General features: G+C 44.6%; 17 protein-coding genes. 13 read left to right on the forward strand and 4 right to left on the reverse strand.

From position 1 onward, the window contains the following. Nucleotides 1-358: glutamine synthetase beta-grasp domain-containing protein (locus P7M01_RS06710; RefSeq protein WP_317486332.1), on the reverse strand; the 358-nt coding region annotated here is incomplete at its 3' end. Nucleotides 359-753: 395 nt separating this feature from the next. Here P7M01_RS06710 and typA point away from each other — a divergent pair. The 13 genes from typA to P7M01_RS06775 all read left to right on the forward strand — a co-directional run bounded on the left by typA (nucleotide 754) and on the right by P7M01_RS06775 (nucleotide 13,710). Continuing rightward, nucleotides 754-2,604: a translational GTPase TypA gene (typA, locus tag P7M01_RS06715; protein ID WP_317477868.1), complete on the forward strand. Its 1,851-nt coding sequence runs from the start codon at nucleotides 754-756 to the stop codon at nucleotides 2,602-2,604. 419 nt (nucleotides 2,605-3,023) lie between these two features. Then, nucleotides 3,024-3,263: a Flp family type IVb pilin gene (locus P7M01_RS06720; RefSeq protein WP_317483614.1), complete on the forward strand. Its 240-nt coding sequence runs from the start codon at nucleotides 3,024-3,026 to the stop codon at nucleotides 3,261-3,263. 77 nt (nucleotides 3,264-3,340) lie between these two features. Next, the gene (locus P7M01_RS06725; protein ID WP_317483615.1) at nucleotides 3,341-3,778 is read left to right on the forward strand and encodes an A24 family peptidase; all 438 of its coding nucleotides are present in this window, start codon (nucleotides 3,341-3,343) and stop codon (nucleotides 3,776-3,778) included. Nucleotides 3,779-3,815: 37 nt separating this feature from the next. Continuing rightward, nucleotides 3,816-4,601 carry a flp operon protein C gene (locus P7M01_RS06730; protein ID WP_317483616.1) on the forward strand — a complete coding sequence of 262 codons (786 nt, stop codon included), beginning with the start codon at nucleotides 3,816-3,818 and terminating at the stop codon, nucleotides 4,599-4,601. 3 nt (nucleotides 4,602-4,604) lie between these two features. After that, entirely contained in the window at nucleotides 4,605-6,014 is a 1,410-nt protein-coding gene (locus P7M01_RS06735; RefSeq protein ID WP_394853434.1) for a type II and III secretion system protein family protein, read from the forward strand. Between the two features lie 18 nt (nucleotides 6,015-6,032). Further along, nucleotides 6,033-7,154: a pilus assembly protein gene (locus P7M01_RS06740; RefSeq protein WP_317483617.1), complete on the forward strand. Its 1,122-nt coding sequence runs from the start codon at nucleotides 6,033-6,035 to the stop codon at nucleotides 7,152-7,154. 15 nt (nucleotides 7,155-7,169) lie between these two features. Then, nucleotides 7,170-8,450: a CpaF family protein gene (locus tag P7M01_RS06745; protein ID WP_202936673.1), complete on the forward strand. Its 1,281-nt coding sequence runs from the start codon at nucleotides 7,170-7,172 to the stop codon at nucleotides 8,448-8,450. After that, a complete protein-coding gene (locus tag P7M01_RS06750) occupies nucleotides 8,447-9,328 on the forward strand; it encodes a type II secretion system F family protein (protein ID WP_202936672.1) in 882 nt (293 codons plus the stop codon). Before P7M01_RS06745 ends, P7M01_RS06750 begins: the two co-directional genes overlap by 4 nt. Continuing rightward, nucleotides 9,325-10,179 (forward strand): type II secretion system F family protein, encoded by an 855-nt coding sequence (locus tag P7M01_RS06755; RefSeq protein WP_317474981.1) that lies wholly within the window; start codon nucleotides 9,325-9,327, stop codon nucleotides 10,177-10,179. Before P7M01_RS06750 ends, P7M01_RS06755 begins: the two co-directional genes overlap by 4 nt. Next, nucleotides 10,172-10,939: a tetratricopeptide repeat protein gene (locus P7M01_RS06760; protein WP_317477873.1), complete on the forward strand. Its 768-nt coding sequence runs from the start codon at nucleotides 10,172-10,174 to the stop codon at nucleotides 10,937-10,939. The genes P7M01_RS06755 and P7M01_RS06760 overlap by 8 nt, the downstream gene beginning before the upstream one ends. A 29-nt stretch (nucleotides 10,940-10,968) precedes the next feature. After that, nucleotides 10,969-11,508 (forward strand): TadE/TadG family type IV pilus assembly protein, encoded by a 540-nt coding sequence (locus P7M01_RS06765; RefSeq protein ID WP_202936669.1) that lies wholly within the window; start codon nucleotides 10,969-10,971, stop codon nucleotides 11,506-11,508. Between the two features lie 173 nt (nucleotides 11,509-11,681). Continuing rightward, complete coding sequence (tadF, locus tag P7M01_RS06770) at nucleotides 11,682-12,077, forward strand: tight adherence pilus pseudopilin TadF (RefSeq protein ID WP_317477874.1); 396 nt, start codon at nucleotides 11,682-11,684, stop codon at nucleotides 12,075-12,077. A gap of 22 nt (nucleotides 12,078-12,099) precedes the next feature. Next, nucleotides 12,100-13,710, forward strand: a complete 1,611-nt coding sequence (locus tag P7M01_RS06775) for a TadE/TadG family type IV pilus assembly protein (protein WP_317486333.1) — start codon at nucleotides 12,100-12,102, stop codon at nucleotides 13,708-13,710. Between the two features lie 122 nt (nucleotides 13,711-13,832). Here P7M01_RS06775 and araA read toward each other — a convergent pair whose 3' ends face one another. The 3 genes from araA to araC all read right to left on the reverse strand — a co-directional run bounded on the left by araA (nucleotide 13,833) and on the right by araC (nucleotide 18,008). Then, on the reverse strand, nucleotides 13,833-15,320 hold the full coding sequence (gene araA / locus P7M01_RS06780; RefSeq protein WP_317483620.1) for an L-arabinose isomerase: 1,488 nt from the start codon (nucleotides 15,318-15,320) through the stop codon (nucleotides 13,833-13,835). Nucleotides 15,321-15,339: 19 nt separating this feature from the next. Beyond that, a complete protein-coding gene (locus tag P7M01_RS06785) occupies nucleotides 15,340-16,944 on the reverse strand; it encodes a xylulokinase (protein ID WP_317481465.1) in 1,605 nt (534 codons plus the stop codon). A gap of 206 nt (nucleotides 16,945-17,150) precedes the next feature. Further along, nucleotides 17,151-18,008, reverse strand: a complete 858-nt coding sequence (araC, locus tag P7M01_RS06790; protein ID WP_202936663.1) for an arabinose operon transcriptional regulator AraC — start codon at nucleotides 18,006-18,008, stop codon at nucleotides 17,151-17,153. Between the last annotated feature and the right edge of the window lie 3 nt (nucleotides 18,009-18,011).

Below are 18,011 nucleotides of genomic sequence, written 5' to 3' on the forward strand. Positions count from 1 at the left end.
GCATATATTCTTCCGCGCGCATAGCGATGGAACGCGGGTCGCGGTCGTAACTTTGCATGGTGTTCGGGTCGTAAATGCTGCAACGGATAGATAAGGTAGGAATTTGAGCGAACGGGTCAACAACGGCGGTTTCGGCGATTGGCATTAACAGCATGTCGGCTTTGTTGATGGCTTTCCAACCTTCTACGGACGAACCGTCGAACATTTTGCCGTCTTCGAAGAAATCTTCGTCGATTGCGCTGACAGGTAATGACACGCCGTGTTCTTTCCCCTTAATGTTAGTAAAACGAAGAAGCACGAACTTTACGTCGTTCTCTTCTATTAACTTGAACACGCGTTCAATTGCTGCATTAGCCATAAAAAAACTCCTGTTGTAAGGTCTGTAAAATTGCGGTTATTTTAAAACATTTTCCCCCGGCGGGAAATACCACATAATCCGTTCCGTGCCAATATTCGTAAAAAATCGGGGTCCGCCGGTATTAAACGAATAAACGCTGCGTTTTAGTCAATAAAGTGCGGTGAAAATTCAAACTGTTTTTCCGATTTTAGATAGCCCGGCGGCGGAAAAAGTTGTATAATTTGCGACCTTTCGCCGCCGCGGCTCATGCCATGACAGATAAAGTGCGGTGACAAAATCGAAGATTTTTGAAGGTCGGCTTGGCCGACGGCCCCGAAAGGGTGGGAAATCGTTTTGCGATTTCGCATAAAATTTTCATTATTTTACTACTCGTTAAACAATTAAGAACATTTTAAATGGCAGAATTAGATATTCATAAATTGCGCAATATTGCGATTATTGCGCACGTTGACCACGGTAAAACCACGCTGGTCGACAAACTGTTACAGCAATCCGGCACCTTGGAAGCGGCGCGTAACGGCGATAGCGACGAACGCGTAATGGACTCGAACGATCTGGAAAAAGAACGCGGCATTACCATTTTGGCCAAAAACACGGCGATTAACTGGAACGGCTACCGCATTAACATCGTGGACACGCCGGGACACGCGGATTTCGGCGGCGAAGTGGAACGCGTGCTTTCCATGGTGGATTCCGTCTTATTGGTGGTGGACGCCTTCGACGGCCCGATGCCGCAAACCCGTTTCGTCACCCAAAAAGCGTTTTCCCACGGCTTGAAACCGATCGTGGTGATCAACAAAGTCGACCGCCCCGGCGCGCGTCCGGACTGGGTGGTGGATCAGGTTTTCGATTTATTCGTAAACCTGGGCGCTACGGATGAACAATTGGATTTCCCGATTATTTACGCTTCCGCTTTGAACGGCGTGGCCGGTTTGGAACACGATGAACTGGCGCAAGACATGACGCCGTTATTCGAAGCCATCGTCCAATACGTGGAACCGCCGAAAGTGGAATTGGACGCACCGTTCCAAATGCAGATTTCGCAGCTGGATTACAACAACTACGTCGGCGTGATCGGTATCGGTCGCATTAAACGCGGAACGGTGAAACCGAATCAGTCCGTCACCGTTATCGACAGCTTCGGCAAAACCCGTAACGGTAAAATCGGTCAGGTGCTGGGACATTTGGGCTTACAACGTTACGAAGAAGATCTGGCGCAGGCGGGCGACATTGTGGCGATTACCGGTTTGGGCGAATTAAATATTTCCGATACCGTTTGCGATATTAACGCCGTGGAAGCCTTGCCGGCGTTAACCGTGGACGAACCGACGGTCACCATGTTCTTCTGCGTCAATACATCACCGTTCTGCGGACAGGAAGGCAAATTCGTCACCTCACGTCAGATTCTCGAACGGTTAAACAAAGAATTGGTGCACAACGTGGCGTTACGCGTGGAAGAAACCCCGAACCCGGACGAATTCCGCGTATCCGGCCGCGGCGAACTGCATTTATCGGTGTTAATCGAAAACATGCGCCGCGAAGGCTACGAATTAGCGGTGTCCCGCCCGAAAGTTATCTATAAAGAAGAAAACGGCCGCAAACTGGAGCCTTTCGAACAAGTCACCATCGACATTGAAGAACAACATCAGGGCGCGGTGATGGAAGCATTGGGCATCCGCAAAGGCGAAGTGAAAGACATGATCCCGGACGGCAAAGGCCGCACCCGTTTGGAATACGTGATTCCAAGCCGCGGGTTAATCGGTTTCCGCAACGAATTTATGACCATGACTTCGGGAACGGGTTTACTTTATTCCAGCTTCAGCCATTACGACGACGTCAAACCGGGCGAAATCGGTCAACGCAAAAACGGCGTGCTGATTTCCAACGCCACCGGCAAAGCGCTGGCATACGCGTTGTGGGGCTTGCAGGAACGCGGCAAATTAATGGCGGAACACGGTCAGGAAGTATACGAAGGTCAAATCATCGGCATTCACAGCCGTTCCAACGACTTAACCGTAAACTGCCTGCAGGGCAAAAAACTGACCAACATGCGCGCCTCCGGTAAAGATGACGCGATTCAGTTAACCACGCCAATCAAGTTAACCCTTGAACAAGCCATCGAATTTATCGATGACGACGAACTGGTGGAAGTCACCCCGCAATCCATCCGCATCCGTAAAAAACTCTTAACGGAAATGGATCGCAAACGCGCCAACCGCACCACCACCAGCACCAGCACGCGTTAACGAAAAAACATTGAAAAAATCGCCCGCACTTTTGTGCGCGGCGAAGCGATAATCTCAACCGCGCCGATAAAAAGGCGCGGTTTTTTTATATCATGTGAAAAATTCGATCAAATTTACATTAACTTGACATTCAAAACTGATAAACTTCCCCAAAAAGATCGATTTATTTCCGCTAACCGGCTCTTTTTGCTCAAAAAATAAGCTTGATTACAAGCGGTTAGTATTGTATTCGAATTTTTATTTTGCTAGGATCGCGATGCTTACATAACTTTACACAACTTTAGGTTGTTTTAGTTGTCGCTAATGTAATTTTTACACAAATTTACAAAGTGTAGCTAAAGTGGTGAATTATGTAATCGGTGATCAAAACGGATCACCATCAGCTATAAGAAAAATCTCAATACATTTAGGAGAAATCTATGTTAACCAATTTCACAACTAAAGCCTATATTGCAACAACGGAAGCTATCCGTCGTTTCAAACAGGATCATAAAGGCGTAACCGCAATCGAATATGGTTTGATTGCTGTGGTTATGGCAGCGTTTATCGTATTCGCATTCTCAGATAGCACCGATAGTTTCGTTGGTGCGTTAAAAGCGAAATTTAAGTCATTAAAGGATAGTGTAGGAACTAATGCACCTACATTTGGTGGTCAGTAATAATTCTTCATTGATGGCACAGGTATTTTTGCTTGTGCCGTCCTTAATAAACTAACAGAAAAATTGTTACTTCCATCATGCTAACCCACCAACTGATTATAGGGCTTGATTTAATCGCTGCGTTGCAATTGCTTTACCTTTGTTTCACGGATATTAAATCAAGAATTATCGACAACCGGGTGATTATCGGCTTGTTTTTCACCATGGCGGCGTTAAGTTGGCTGAAATACGAACAGGTGTTTGTGTGGCAAGGAATTATCGGGCTTGCCGTCTGTTTTATTTTATTTACGTTGAATGTGATGGGCGGCGGCGATGCCAAATTAATTGCGGTGTTAATGCTTGCCGTTCCTTCGGAACAACTGATTTCTTTGTTTTTTTTGACCGCACTTTGCGGTTTGTTGTTGATTATTATCGGTTGGCTGTTTTTCCGCCAATCCATTAAACAAAACGGCTTGCCTTACGGCGTGGCCATCAGTTTCGGCTATTTCGCCACCTTATTTTTATACGCTTCCTAAGGGCCGGCACCTGTAACGGGGCGGAAAAGGATATAATATGAATTACAGAGTGTTGTTTATTATCTCATTCCTTATCCTCGCCATGGGGCTGAGCGGGCTGTTTTTTATGTTTCCCGATGAAAACCAAAGCGCCCCGGCCCAAAACCAAACCGCCGGCGAACAACCCGCCGCCAAACGCCAAACCGCCGTTCTGTTGGCGCAAACCACCCGTTCCGTTCCGCAAGGCGCCTTATTACAGGCGGGCGATTACGCGTTTAACGAACTCTCCGTGGACAGCGACGATCCCCGGCTGAAATTCGATTTAAAACCCTTATTTGAAAACACCGACAATTATTCTCTGCAAGGATATTTGGTTAAACAGCCGCTGCAGGCGGGTTCTTTTTTATCCGCCAATCTGCTGCTTTCACCGCAACATCCCGATTATTTGTTTTCCAGTCTCGATCCTAAACGGGAAGTGCCTTATCGCATTTATATCAAATATGCTGACCGCTATATTTTCGATAGCTTAAAAAACGGCGTCGTCGTTTCCATTTCCAGCCAGCAAGCGATGAACGACGAAAAACGGACGGAGCGCAACACCTTAATCAGACTGATCGACAACGCCGTGGTATTGCAAACCAAAATTTATACCCAGGACGAACAGTTATTAGACAAGGATAGAAATATCTTCGGTTACGTAACCGTTAAACTGGACGCCGAACAAATGAAAAAACTTTATTCCTTACCTAAGGACGCCAATTTAATTGTGCTGCCGAATAACGAACCACCACAGGGCGCAACCAACCATCGTGGCATTTATGTCAGAAAATTGAGAGGTCAATAATTTATGCCGACTTACACACAAATAATCAGAAAAACGATTACCGCCGGTTTAACCGCATTAATGATGACCTGCGCTACCACGGCTTTCGCCAAACAACTGTATTTGGAACAAGGCAAAAGCAAATTTTTCGTGCTGGATAAAAAAATCGATACGATTTTTGTCTCTTCTTCCGAAGTGGCGGATTATGAAATTGTGGACGATTACAGTTTTATGGTTTTCGCCAAACAGGAAGGCACCACGGATGTTACCGCCTTTGACGAAAACGGCAAAATTCTGTTATCGGATTCCCTGACGGTGAACGCCTTTATTAACAATATCGTCGATACCAACAAACAAATTAAAGCCCGTTTCCCGAATACTAAGTTGGAAGTGAAGAAAGTGGGCAAAGCCTATGTGATCGAAGGAGATGCCAATTCCCAGCAGGAAAGCGAAGAAGTGAACCGTATTGTGGGCGAGGCTATCGGTGTCACGCCGAAAGTGACGGAAACCACATTAAAACGCGGTAACGGGATGTCCGATGAAAAATTACCGTTCCTGGATAAATACGAATATAACGGCGTGATCAATAATGCCAATATCGGCGAAGTCACCCAAGTCAATGTGAAATTAACGGTGGCGGAAGTGAATAAAACCTTCTCGGATTCCTTAGGTATTAAATGGGAACATTTATCCGGTTCCGTCCTGCCAAACTGGAGTTCCGGCAGCAACTTATACGAGGCGGCGTTTGACGGTACGACAAGTTCAATCGCATTGATTAATGCGGATCGCCTCAGTGCATTTATCAACGCGGTGAATAATTCCAATAACGGTAGAATTTTGGCGGAACCGAATATTTCGATGCTGTCCGGTGAAACCGCGGATATTTTAGTGGGCGGAGAAATTCCTTTTGCCCAGCGGGACAGCGAGGGCAACGCCACGATTATTTATAAAGATTTCGGGGTGAAGCTAATGGTGGGCGCCAAAGTGCAGAAAAACGATCGGATCCGCCTGGCGCTGGCTCAGGAAGTAAGCACTTTATCGGGCAATTATACCTATGCGGATGTGGGGGATATTCCTTATTTCCAGACCCGCCGTTCCAAATCCACCTTTGAAGTGGGCGACGGCGAAAGCTTCATTATCGGCGGCTTGCTGAGTTCCAGCGATCTGGAAGGACTTTCCAAGGTGCCGTTATTGGGCGACATTCCGGTGTTAGGCGCATTTTTCCGCAGTGTGACCACTTCCCGCGAAACCAAGGAATTAGTGGTGGTGGCGACAGTGAATTTAGTCAAACCGAAAGATGTGGAAAATTTGGTTTATCCGTCATTTGATCAAACCGGCACCCTGGAGCGTTTTTTCAACGTCACGCCGTTTAAGAACGTTTACCATAAAACCCTAACCTCAAATTTCATGAAAAACGGCGGGTTTATCCAATAATTACGGGCAAAACTGATCATGCTATTACTTGATAAAAACAAAGCGAATCCGGTCGGCGCCCGTAAAATCGTGGTGTTATCGGATTGTGCGGAAATGCAAAACAATGTCTCGCAACTATTGCGCACCGGCGGTTTTGAAAATATCGAACAGCTTAAACGCTATTTTCTTTCGGAAAATATCGGATTTAATGCGGAAGATATTCTCGGCATGATTGTAGATATAAAAGATGAAACGGATATCGGCTTAATTACCAAGCATATCAACGCCATCGTACCGCAAAATCTCTGGGTTTGCGCCATAGGTACTTCGGATTCCATCACTCTGGCGCAGAATCTGGCGAATGCCGGAATTTTATATTTCCATGCCGGTACTCAACTGCATTTAATGATGGATAAGATCAGCTCCGCTAAAGTCAGCCTTCCGCATACCAGAAATACGGTGAAAATATGCGTTCTGGGTTGCAAGGGCGGGATCGGCAGCAGTTTGATCAGCATCCATATTGCAAATCAGATTATCAGCAATAAAAAGGTACCGGTGTTATTGGCGCAAGGCCCTAACGGTTCACAGGATTTGGATCTGGCCTTCGATAAAAAATTACAGGGCGATATTTCCAAATACGACGAATATCTCGATCTTTTTAACGGTATTCCTCATAAACTGAACGATAAAGTCACGGAAAAATATAATTTTATTATTTACGATCAACCGATTTTTAATATCGATAAGGATCTTTATCCCGAGTTTTTTGAATACAGCAATAGTTTTGTTTTAGTGGTGGAACGACGAATCGCTTCGTTGCGTGTGGCTAAACAATTTTTGGAACAATGCGAGCGGATTCGCAGCCGTACCAATCAGGCTATCAGAGTGTTTATTTGCATTTCCGATCATAAACCGAAAAGCGAGAAATTAATGGCCAAATCGGATATCGAGACATTACTGGGAACCCAGGTTGACGCAGTGATTCCCTTTATTAAAAACACCGAGGCTAAAACCGTTATGGGGCTAAATTTAAGCAAAGCCCATAAAAAATCTTTTTACAGCCTGGCAATGAAAATTATCGGCGTATTGTCGCGGAATAATTTGAACAACGAAAATAAAAGTTTGTTCATAGGACTTTACCGTTTGTTATTCAATCGTTAGAGATGAAGGCATTCTATGTTAAGCAAAGAACAACAGGTTTTTTTCCGTAACGAAGTGTTGAGCAATCTGGATATTGAAAAACTCGACGAAATCCAGAGCGAATACGGCAAATTGGTTGACGAACTGGTGCAGATTGTTTATCAGGTCAGCAATCAGCACGGTCACTACCTTACCGCCCTTGATGCTTCAACCATGGCGCAGATCATCGCTGATGAAATCACCGGTTACGGTCCGCTACGGGAATTAATGGAAGATGACACGGTTAACGATATTCTGGTGAACGGCCCGAACGACGTGTGGGTTGAACGCGCCGGTATTCTGGAAAAAACCGATAAACAATTTATTAATAACGAACAGCTTACGGATATTGCCAAGCGATTGGTGGCACGAGTCGGACGACGCATCGACGACGGTTCGCCGCTGGTGGACTCCCGCTTGCCGGACGGTAGCCGTCTTAATGTTGTAGTGCCGCCTATCGCCTTAGACGGAACCTCTATTTCCATTCGTAAATTCAGCAAAAATAAGAAATCTTTACAGGAATTAGTGAATTTCGGCTCTATGACGCTGGAAATGGCAAATTTTCTGATTATCGCCGCCCGCTCCCGGGTAAACATAATCGTTTCCGGCGGGACGGGTTCGGGTAAAACCACTTTATTAAACGCTTTATCCAATTATATTTCCCATACGGAACGAGTGATTACTTTAGAAGATACGGCGGAATTACGTTTAGAGCAGCCTCATGTGGTGCGTCTGGAAACCCGTATTGCCGGGGTCGAGCGAACCGGCGCCGTTACCATGCAGGATTTGGTGATTAATGCGCTGCGTATGCGTCCCGAGCGGATTATTGTGGGGGAATGTCGCGGTGCGGAAGCGTTCCAAATGCTACAAGCGATGAATACCGGCCATGACGGTTCAATGTCTACCCTGCACGCCAACAGCCCGCGCGACGCCACTTCCCGTCTGGAAAGTATGGTGATGATGTCGAACGCGTCATTACCCTTGGAAGCGATTCGACGCAATATCGCCGCCGCGGTAAATATTATTGTGCAGGCTTCCCGCTTAAATGACGGTTCGAGAAAAATCACCAATATTACGGAAATTATGGGAATGGAAAGCGGACATATCGTCCTGCAGGATATTTTTACTTATCAGCCGAGCAAATACCGTGATGAAAACGGGAAAATCATCGGTGAGTTTATTTCTCACGGGTTATTATCCAATTCAGTGGTATACCAGAATGCGCAAATATTTAATTTAAGTAGCGAATTACAAAGTATATTCGGGAACTCGCAATGACTTTATATTATCTGATAATAATTTTCGGTTTGCTGCTATTCGCTTATACGGCGATTAGCCTGAGTTCCGCCAAGAAGAAAGTTAATCAGCATGATAATTCCTTTAAAAAATTAAGCGAATATTTTGATCAGGTAAAACTTAAAGTTACGCTCTGGAAATATTATTTTACCGCCGGCAACGAACGGAATTTTCTGAGAAATATATTATTAACCATAATTATATTTTTCTTTTTCCATGTTCTGAATTATTTATATCTGAAAATAGATAAATTTATCTTTTTAGCCGTATTTATTTTCCTTTTCCTGACTATCGTATGGAAACTGGGACAACGGCGGAACAGAAAGGAATTTGAAGAAATGTTTCCCGAAGTGATTCAGATTCTTAACTCCGCAACTTCCTCCGGCGCAGGCTTATTGCAAGCGCTGGAACGCTGCGGTAAAGACATTAGCGGACAGATCGGGGAAGAATTTACCAACGTTCATAAACGTCTGGCCATCGGCGAGGATCCGACTTCGGTGTTTGAAGACAGTTACACCCGTTATCCTTATAAAGAATATTATTTCTTTATCACTATTATTCGGGTAAATCTGGATAAAGGCGGACAAATGCGGGAAGTCATCATGCGTTTGGGACGAGTTATTGCGGACAGCAAAAAAATGGAAAAAAAGAAAAGCGCAATGACTTCCGAAGCCAGAATGTCGGCAATGATTGTGGCATCGTTTCCCGTGGCATTCTTTATTTTCATGAAATTTATGATGCCGGAAAATTTTGATTTTTTATTAAACGATCCGGGCGGGCGGATGATTCTGTATTACGTATTAGGCAGTGAAGTACTGGGCATGCTGATTATCTGGTGGTTAATGAGGAAAGCGACATGAAAATGGGATCCTTATTATTTTATCTTTCACTGATATTATCAGGCTTTATCATATTTTTATTAGCGGTTTCAAATAAGAAAAAATTAACCCGTAATAAAGATATTCTTTCCGGTACCTACCCGAAAGAAAAAGCCAACAAAGAACCTCAGGGTAACAAAAATAAACAACAGGTAGAATTAGAACAGTTATTAATTACGAATAATAAATTATTAAATACATTAAACGAAGTAGATAAGAATATTAAACTGAAACTGTTTATTACTCTGTTATTAACGGGAATTTACGTATTGTTTAATCCGGAGTCGGATCGAAAAGAGTTGGCAATTGCAGGCGCGGTTATTTTTGTGTTGACGATATTAATACCCGGCTCTTTAGCCAATATGATCTTGAAACGCAAAATTAAAAATATGATGACGGATCTGCCCAGCTTTGTGGATTTAGTAGCGATCTGCGTGCAAACCGGGATGACCATTAATGCGGCTTTATTACGTGTTGCCGAAGACTTTAAAGTGCTGAATCCCGATTTAAGTTATGTCATGCTCCGAGTTATCCGCAAAGCGGAAATTGTCGGTTTACTCTCGGCATTGGATACTCTGGCGGTCTCCTTACCGACCCGGGAAATTCGAATGTTTACTACCGTATTGCAGCAAAGTTTAAATTTCGGTTCTTCAATTTACGGTCATTTATTGCAATTGTCATCGGATATGAGGGAACTGCAACTGCTGACTATCGAAGAACACTTGGGTACGCTTTCCGCGAAGATGAGCGTACCGCTGATTATATTCATTATGTTTCCGATTATTATTTTAATTGTCGCACCTGGTGTGATGAGGGTATTTCCAAATGTTTAACAACTCAACAAAAAAAGTATTATTTTTATCTTTAATTTTTGCTCTTGGCGGTTGCTCGGTTCTTCCTATGAGTCAATCCGAAAGTATTGCCGCAAAAGAAAAACTCTATCAATCCACAAATAATCACAGCGGTTTGATTTCCCTTTACCGCGAACAGTTAAAAACGGAAGAAAATAACGCCGTACGTTATAAGCTGGCATTAGCTTATTATCAAAAAGGAGACAGCCAATCCTCATTGGATTACTTACAGCCTTTACTGGATGAGAAAAATATTTATTTTACCTCGGCGACCGTATTACAGATTCGTAATTTAATTCAATTGAAGAAATATCATGAAGCCATTGATCTTTCCACTATGCTGATAAATAAACATCCGCATATTTCCGAAGCCTATAATTTACGCGGTATTGCTAATGCGCAACTCGGCAACTATAAAAGCGCCGAACAGGATATTCATGCCGCCAGAAAACATTTTATTAACGATGTGATTGCTATTAATAATCTCGCCATGCTGAAAATCATTAACGGCGAATACAGAGGCGCGGTGAACTTGTTATTACCGCAATATTTGAACGGCGTAAAAGAACAGCGTCTGGTTCATAATCTGGTATTCGCCCTGGTTAAGAGCGGAGATACGGATTACGCACTGGATATCATCAAAAAAGAAAACCTAAACACTTCACCGAAAGATTTGGTCAACGCCTTAAAAAATACCGAAAAAGTGGGCAATACCGGCACACCGGTACGGCCTAGAAGATAATCCTTTAACCCACAATCGGGGGCGGAAAAATGAACAAAATAAAACAACTGTTATTTTGCCGGAAAGGAGTTTCCACCATTGAATTTACCTTAACCGTCGGTATTTTCTTTATGGTTGTGTTTATGATTCTCGAACTCGCCCGCTTAACATTATTTACCGCTTATTGGGATTATCTGTTAACGGAAACCGTACGGATAACTAAAAACCAACGGGCGGAAAATAACGATTACGCCGCATTGTTCAAACGGATTTTAACTGAACAGCACCGGCAACAGGGTAACCCCGTATTAGCGCTTTTTGAGGTTCGGGACGAAAAGGTGGAGGCGAAAGTGGAATATGCGGAATCCGTTGATGATTTGGTGAATGAGGTCTTCAGACAACCTACCGTCGTTAACGGTGTAGCCGTTTCGCCGACCGGTGCAAACGCCAGTATCGCACGTTACAGCCTGAATTACAGTTATCGGTTTTTAGTGCCGCTGCCTTTTATCGCTCAGGAATGGATTAGCCCGATGTTTAAACGGGAAATTTTTGTGGTGCAGGAATATGAACGAGACCAATTCAGATACTAACCTTTTGCGCCGTTTTATTCGCCAACAAAGCGGATCCGTGACGATCGAATTCGTATTCATGCTGATTCTGCTTATTCTGATTCTGGCTTTTATGGCGGATTTGGCAATTTTGCGNNATTTTGCGTTCGACCGCCGGTAGACTGGATAATATTTCCTACTCGCTGGCTAACATTTTGCGCGAACGGACTCAGTTATATAACGGCAACGAAAATCTCGCCACCGAACGGGTAAATAATCGTGACGTTACCCAATTCAAATCATTGGCGACCCGAATGGCGTTCGGCGATAAAAACAGCAGCAAAAAAATCTATGTGGTTTTAGAGTACCTGGCGCCGGAAAACTCCACCTATCGGATAATCGGTGATACGGATAAATGCAAGCCTTATGAAGCCTTGCAAAACCTGGTTAATCTTTCGCCGCGTTCCGAAATGAATAATTCAAGAAAAATCCCCTTATACCAGGTTACCGTTTGCGTACCGAATTACAGCTTTTTCAGTACACTAGTTCCGGGCGTGGCAAAAAATATGGATGAAACGGTACGTTCTTCCTCCATTACGGTTTCCCGTTAATATTCAGAATAGGGAATGGATGATGAAAATAAAGAATTACACTGCGTTATTACGCTGGTTTTATCACAATGAACGTGGCGCCTATACGGTAATGATGGCAATTATGTCCTTCGCCTTGCTGGGTATCGTCGCCTTAACCGTTGACGGTTCGGGAATGCTGCTGGATAAAGCCCGCTTTTCACAGGGAATCGAACAAGCGGGATTGGCGTTAATGGCGGAAAATAACTATTCCAGAACAAATGAAGAGCATGAGGATGTGCTTCGTCAGATAGTAACGAAAGAAGGATTATCATATGATGAGAAACTTAAAGAACAAAAAAAAGAGCGTAATCTGGAGTTGATTAGAGGCATAGTCCGTCATTACTATTATCCATCCACTTACTTTAAAGATAGTAAAGACATTGAGGATGAGTATGTCCCCAAATGCGATAACCTAAAAGGTCCGAACGGCGAACAACTGAAAAGTATCGCTTGCGAAATTTCCGGTAAGTTTGAACGTCCTTCCTGGCTTTATCTCGGTAAAAATAACGGCTTAAGCTTTGCCGAAACCACCACCATTAATGCAAATAAAATCTACGTACAGAAAAATCTGGATGAAATTATCCCGATTGATTTAATGCTGGTGACGGACTTAAGCGGTTCCATGAATTCCAGTGTGGACGGAAGATATGGCACTGCTAAAATAACCATTCTTCGGGATGTCGTTTCCTCAATTGCGAAAGAGTTGCTTGAGCAAAATAATACTGAAGAAGGCAAAATAATCAGTAAATATAACCGAATCGGTTTTACTTCGTTTGCTTTTGGTGCGCAGCAGCAAAGTAATTCTGCTAAATGTTATTTACCTTATGAAATAAAACCAAGCATAACGGTCCGTAATAACTACTATTATGATTACTATACGACTACTATACGCTATTCCGAACTGCTTTCTTATATAGGCAAGAGTCAACAACGTTATTCTTATGCCACATTAGCACAGTTTTTCGATTTATTCGTCGATTACGATAAAACTATTGACTCAATCGATTCTTTTAACGGAAAAGATTCTGACTATCTGATGAATTTTAATAAAAATTCATGGTGCTTAGGCAATGCAACCCGTATTAATTCCACTTATATCTGGGCGAAAAAGAATGAATCAACCGATCTTATCAATCGGTTTAATCAGGTTCAGGCTACAGGGGCGACATTATCCAGTTCCGGGTTATTGATCGGCGCAAATTTATTAACGAATACCAATCCTGATGAAGAAGCTCAACCGAGCAAATTAGGCGCCAATACACAGCGAATTATCTTGGTGCTTTCCGACGGAGCGGATCAACTTAGTGATGCCAACAGTTCGTTAAATATTACAAGTAATCTAATCAACCAAGGCATGTGCGAAAAAATCAAAAGTAAACTGGATTCATTGCAGGATAAAACCTATCTGGAACAACCGACCCGTATCGGTTTTGTCGCTTTTGGTTACGGTCCGTCGGGAACACAAAAGGCGGCATGGGAAAAATGTGTGGGCAAATATTATTATGTTGCCAATAACAAGGAAGAACTTTTAGAATCTTTCAGAAAAATTATCGGTTTGGTGGAAGAAGTCGGCCACTCAATTTACCAGCCGCCGAGTTATTACAGTAATTAACGGAAAGCCTTTCCGTTAATTACTCAAAATACCGCACTTTTGCTTAAAAGTGCGGTCAATTTTTTCATTGTTTTTTGAAACGGCATAGTAAAGCCAATGCCCGGCACTATGCCGTTTCGTCCTTATTTATACGCCGCTTCATTCCAACGTAATTCATTTTTCAGTTGCGCCAGTTCCGTTTTTGCGTTGATATGAATAAATTCAATGTCGAAATACTCCGCAAAGGTTCTCAGCATTTCCGCATCAATATCCAGACTGAATACGTTGTGGTGAGCGCCGCCGGATAAAATCCAGGCCTGGGTGCCGGTGTCAAAGTCCGGTTCTAATTTCCAGAAAACATGACCAACCGGCAGATTCGGCATATCCTGCGGTTTATCCACGGCGTTCAGTTCGGCGGTAATCATTCTGAAACGATGACCTAAATCCACAATGGTAGAAGCGGTGGCTTTACCCGCTTTGCCGCTAAAAATCAGGCGAGTCGGATCGTCTTTGCCGCCGATGCCCAACGGTTTGATATCGAGAACCGGTTTATCTTTCGCAATAGACGGACAAACTTCCAGCATATGTGCGGCAAGCACCACTTCGTTATTGTCTTCCAGACTGTAGGTGTAATCCTCCATAAACGAGCAACCATTTGGTAAACCGTAACTCATCACTTTAACCGCGCGCACCAATGCGGCGGTTTTCCAGTCGCCTTCCGCACCGAAACCGTAACCTTGCGCCATCAGACGTTGAACCGCTAACCCCGGAAGCTGTTTCATGCCGTATAAATTCTGGAAGGTGTCGGTGAAGGCTTTGAATCCGCCTTTATCCAGGAATGCTTTTAAACCCAATTCAATGCGGGCGGAGTCAATCAGGGATTGGCGCTTTTCTCCGCCTTCTTTTAAGCTGTCCGTTAACCGATAAGCGGCTTCATATTCTTTAACCAGCGCCGCAACCTCTTCGTCATTGACCGCATTAATGCTGTCGACCAACTGATATACGCCGTAACCGTTCACGCTATAACCGAATTTGATTTGCGCTTCCACTTTGTCCCCTTCAGTTACCGCCACTTCGCGCATATTATCGCCGAAGCGCGCCACTTTCAGGTGTTGTTGGTCGTAAATGGCCGCCAACACCCGCATCCAGCGATCGAGTTTTTGTTTCACGGATTCGCTTTGCCAATGACCGACCACAATGGTACGCGGTTTGCGCAAACGGGACACCATGAAACCGAATTCGCGGTCGCCGTGAGCGGTTTGGTGCAGATTCATATAATCCATATCAATTTCGTTCCAGGGAATATATTTGTTTAATTGAGTATGGAATTGCAACAACGGTTTATTTAAACGGGAAAGCCCCGCAATCCACATTTTCGCCGGCGAGAAAGTGTGCATCCAGGCAATCACGCCCACGCAGTTCTCTTCATAATTCGCCGCCCGACAGACGGACAGAATCTCTTCCGGCGTAGTAGCCAGCGGTTTTAATTGGATTCGGATAAAAGGATGTTGGTCGTTTAAATAGCGGCTAATCTGTTCCGCATCGGCGTTCACTTGTTTAAGCGCTTCATCGCCGTATAAGTCCTGACTGCCGACTACAAACCACACTTCCAGTTTTTTAAGAAATTCCATAATATTCTCCTGATTCGTTTTAAATAGCATGACGCAAGGTATCGACCGCCGTTTGCACAACGGGAATGCCTTGTTGATAATATTGCATAAATTCCGCGTAGCCTTTCGCCATTTCTTCATCCGGTTGCGAAACGAATATTTCGGCTTGAGCGAAAATATGGTCGTCGAGGTAATCTTCTAAAGATTGCCCCGCCTGATAAGCGGTTAAATAATTTGCCAGCAACGCGATTCCCCAAGCACCGCCTTCGTTTGCGGTTTTCATTACGGCTACCGGAACGTTAATCGCCGAAGCAAGAATTTTTGAGGCGACATTCGGGGTTTTGAAAATACCGCCGTGACCGAGAATCTGCGCGATATTAACCTTTTCCCGTTGAATAAGAATATCGACGCCTAATTTCATAGCGCCGAACGCGCCGTATAAATGGGTTCGGATAAAATTAGCCAAAGTAAAACGGGCATTGGCCGGATGCATAAAAATCGGGCAACCTTCGGCTAAGCCTACGCTGTGTTCGCCGGAATAGAAGCCGTAAGACAATAAACCGCCGCAGTTCGCGTCTCCGTCCAAGGCCTGCAGGAAAAGAGTTTCGTATAACTTATCCGTTTCAACTTCCGCGCCAAAGGCCTTTAACGTTTCGCCGAAAAGGCGAATCCAGGCGTTAATGTCCGAGCTGCAGTTATTGGCGTGCGCCATGGCGACGAGTTTGCCCGCCGGCGTGGTGACCATATCCAATTGTTCATACACTCTGGAAAGCGCTTTTTCCAGCACAATCATGGCGAAAGCCGATGTGCCGGCGGAAATATTTCCGGTATTGGTTTTAATGCTGTTGGTGGCCACCATGCCGGTTCCCGCATCGCCTTCCGGCGGACAAAACGGAATGCCCGCCTGTAATCGCCCCGTCGGATCGAGCCATTTTGCGCCCTGTTCCGTTAGATAACCGGCGGTCTGCCCGGCCGTTAATACCTGCGGTAAAATGCAGTCGATTTTCCAGGGATAGGATTGCGGCGCAATGAGATCGTCAAACCGCTCGAGCATGTTTTGATCATAATCGCCGGTTTGCGGATCAATGGGAAACATGCCGGACGCTTCGCCCACACCGAGCACTTTTTCACCGGTTAGCTGCCAATGCACGTAACCCGCCAGCGTCGTGAGATAGTCAATTTTTCCCACATGCTCCTCTTGATTTAAGATCGCCTGATATAGATGAGAAATACTCCAACGTTGGGGAATGTTGTAGTTAAAAAGTGCGGTCAATTTTTGCGAAGATTTTTGCGTAATATTATTGCGCCAGGTTCTGAATTCAACCAGCTGGTTACCTTGCTTATCGAAAGGCAAATAGCCGTGCATCATGCCGCTGATACCGATAGCTTTGGCGCGGGTAAGCGCCGTGCCGTATCGTTCCTGCACCTGATTTGCCAAATCTCGGTAGGCTTGTTGCAGCCCTTGGCGGATTTCGCTTTGCGGATACGTCCAGATTCCGTCGGTAAAGTGATTTTCCCAGGTAAAGCCACCAGTTGCCAGAATATCGCCGCGGCCATTAATCAGCACGGCTTTAATCCGAGTGGAACCGAATTCGATTCCGATGGATGCCTCGCCTGAAGCAATTGCGGTTTTTGCCTCTTGCATATTGATTACTCCCGATTCTGTCGTAACAAAAGTGATGGCAATGCGTTTATGCCACGCCGTCAGACTGTAGAGTAGATCTTATTGCATAGAATCGTTAGCGTGGAATAAGCTATATATATGGATAATCCGGCTGCGAGAAACAAGATGAGAGCCGGATCACTTTTTCAAAAACTCATCAAATTTCGCCCGCACTTTATGCGCCCGGGCTAACGGGAATTACGGTAATCGGAGGGACTTAGCCCGGAATAACGTTTAAACAGGCGGGAAAAATAAAGTTGGTCATCATAGCCTAATTGTCTTGCAATGGCGTAAATCGGCGCGCCGGACGTATGGAGTAAATGCTGCGCTTTGATCATGCGCTGTTCTTCCCGCCATTTGATAATGCTCGAGCCTGTTTGCTGCACAAAAAGATGCGTCAGACGGGAAGGCGACATGTGAATATGCTCGGCAATTTCGCTGATTTTATGATTAATATGCAAATTGGCGGAAATAAAATGGCAGGTTTCCAAAATGCGGGGATCCAGCATTCTCTGGCTGTTGACGGGATCCAACTGAATGCATTTAATCAGCAGTTGTTCCAATAAACACATGGACATGGCTTCGGAGAAAATATCTTTGGTGCTGTATTCCCATTCGATTTTCTTAAATAATGCCAAAATTTCCTCATAGGTTGCCGAATCGCTAACGGTGAGACGCCCGACGTGATCCGATACATGGCTCCATTGCAGCCAGTTCGCCCAGAAAGAACGGGGTCTGAAATAAATCCATTGATGATGCCAGGATTCGGCGGATTCCGAACGATAATACAAATGTTCGGCATTGGGCGGGAAGAGCAATAAATCCCCTTTCGAACAAGTAAAGGCACGGTCGCCTTCAAATACCGTGCCTTCACCTTTGGTCGTGAGATTAATAATGTAGCCTTTCATGCCGTTCGGGCGACGAATGGCGAAATCCACTTCATTACCTTTTTCGATAGGAGTACAACCCGCCACTAAATACGAACCGAACCGATAGCCGGGCAATAATGGGTTGGTTTCCTGTTGAACCTCGTGCCGTTGCTTCATTCC

The sequence above is a fragment of the Exercitatus varius genome (assembly GCF_029577735.1).
Taxonomy (GTDB): Bacteria; Pseudomonadota; Gammaproteobacteria; order Enterobacterales; family Pasteurellaceae; genus Exercitatus; species Exercitatus varius.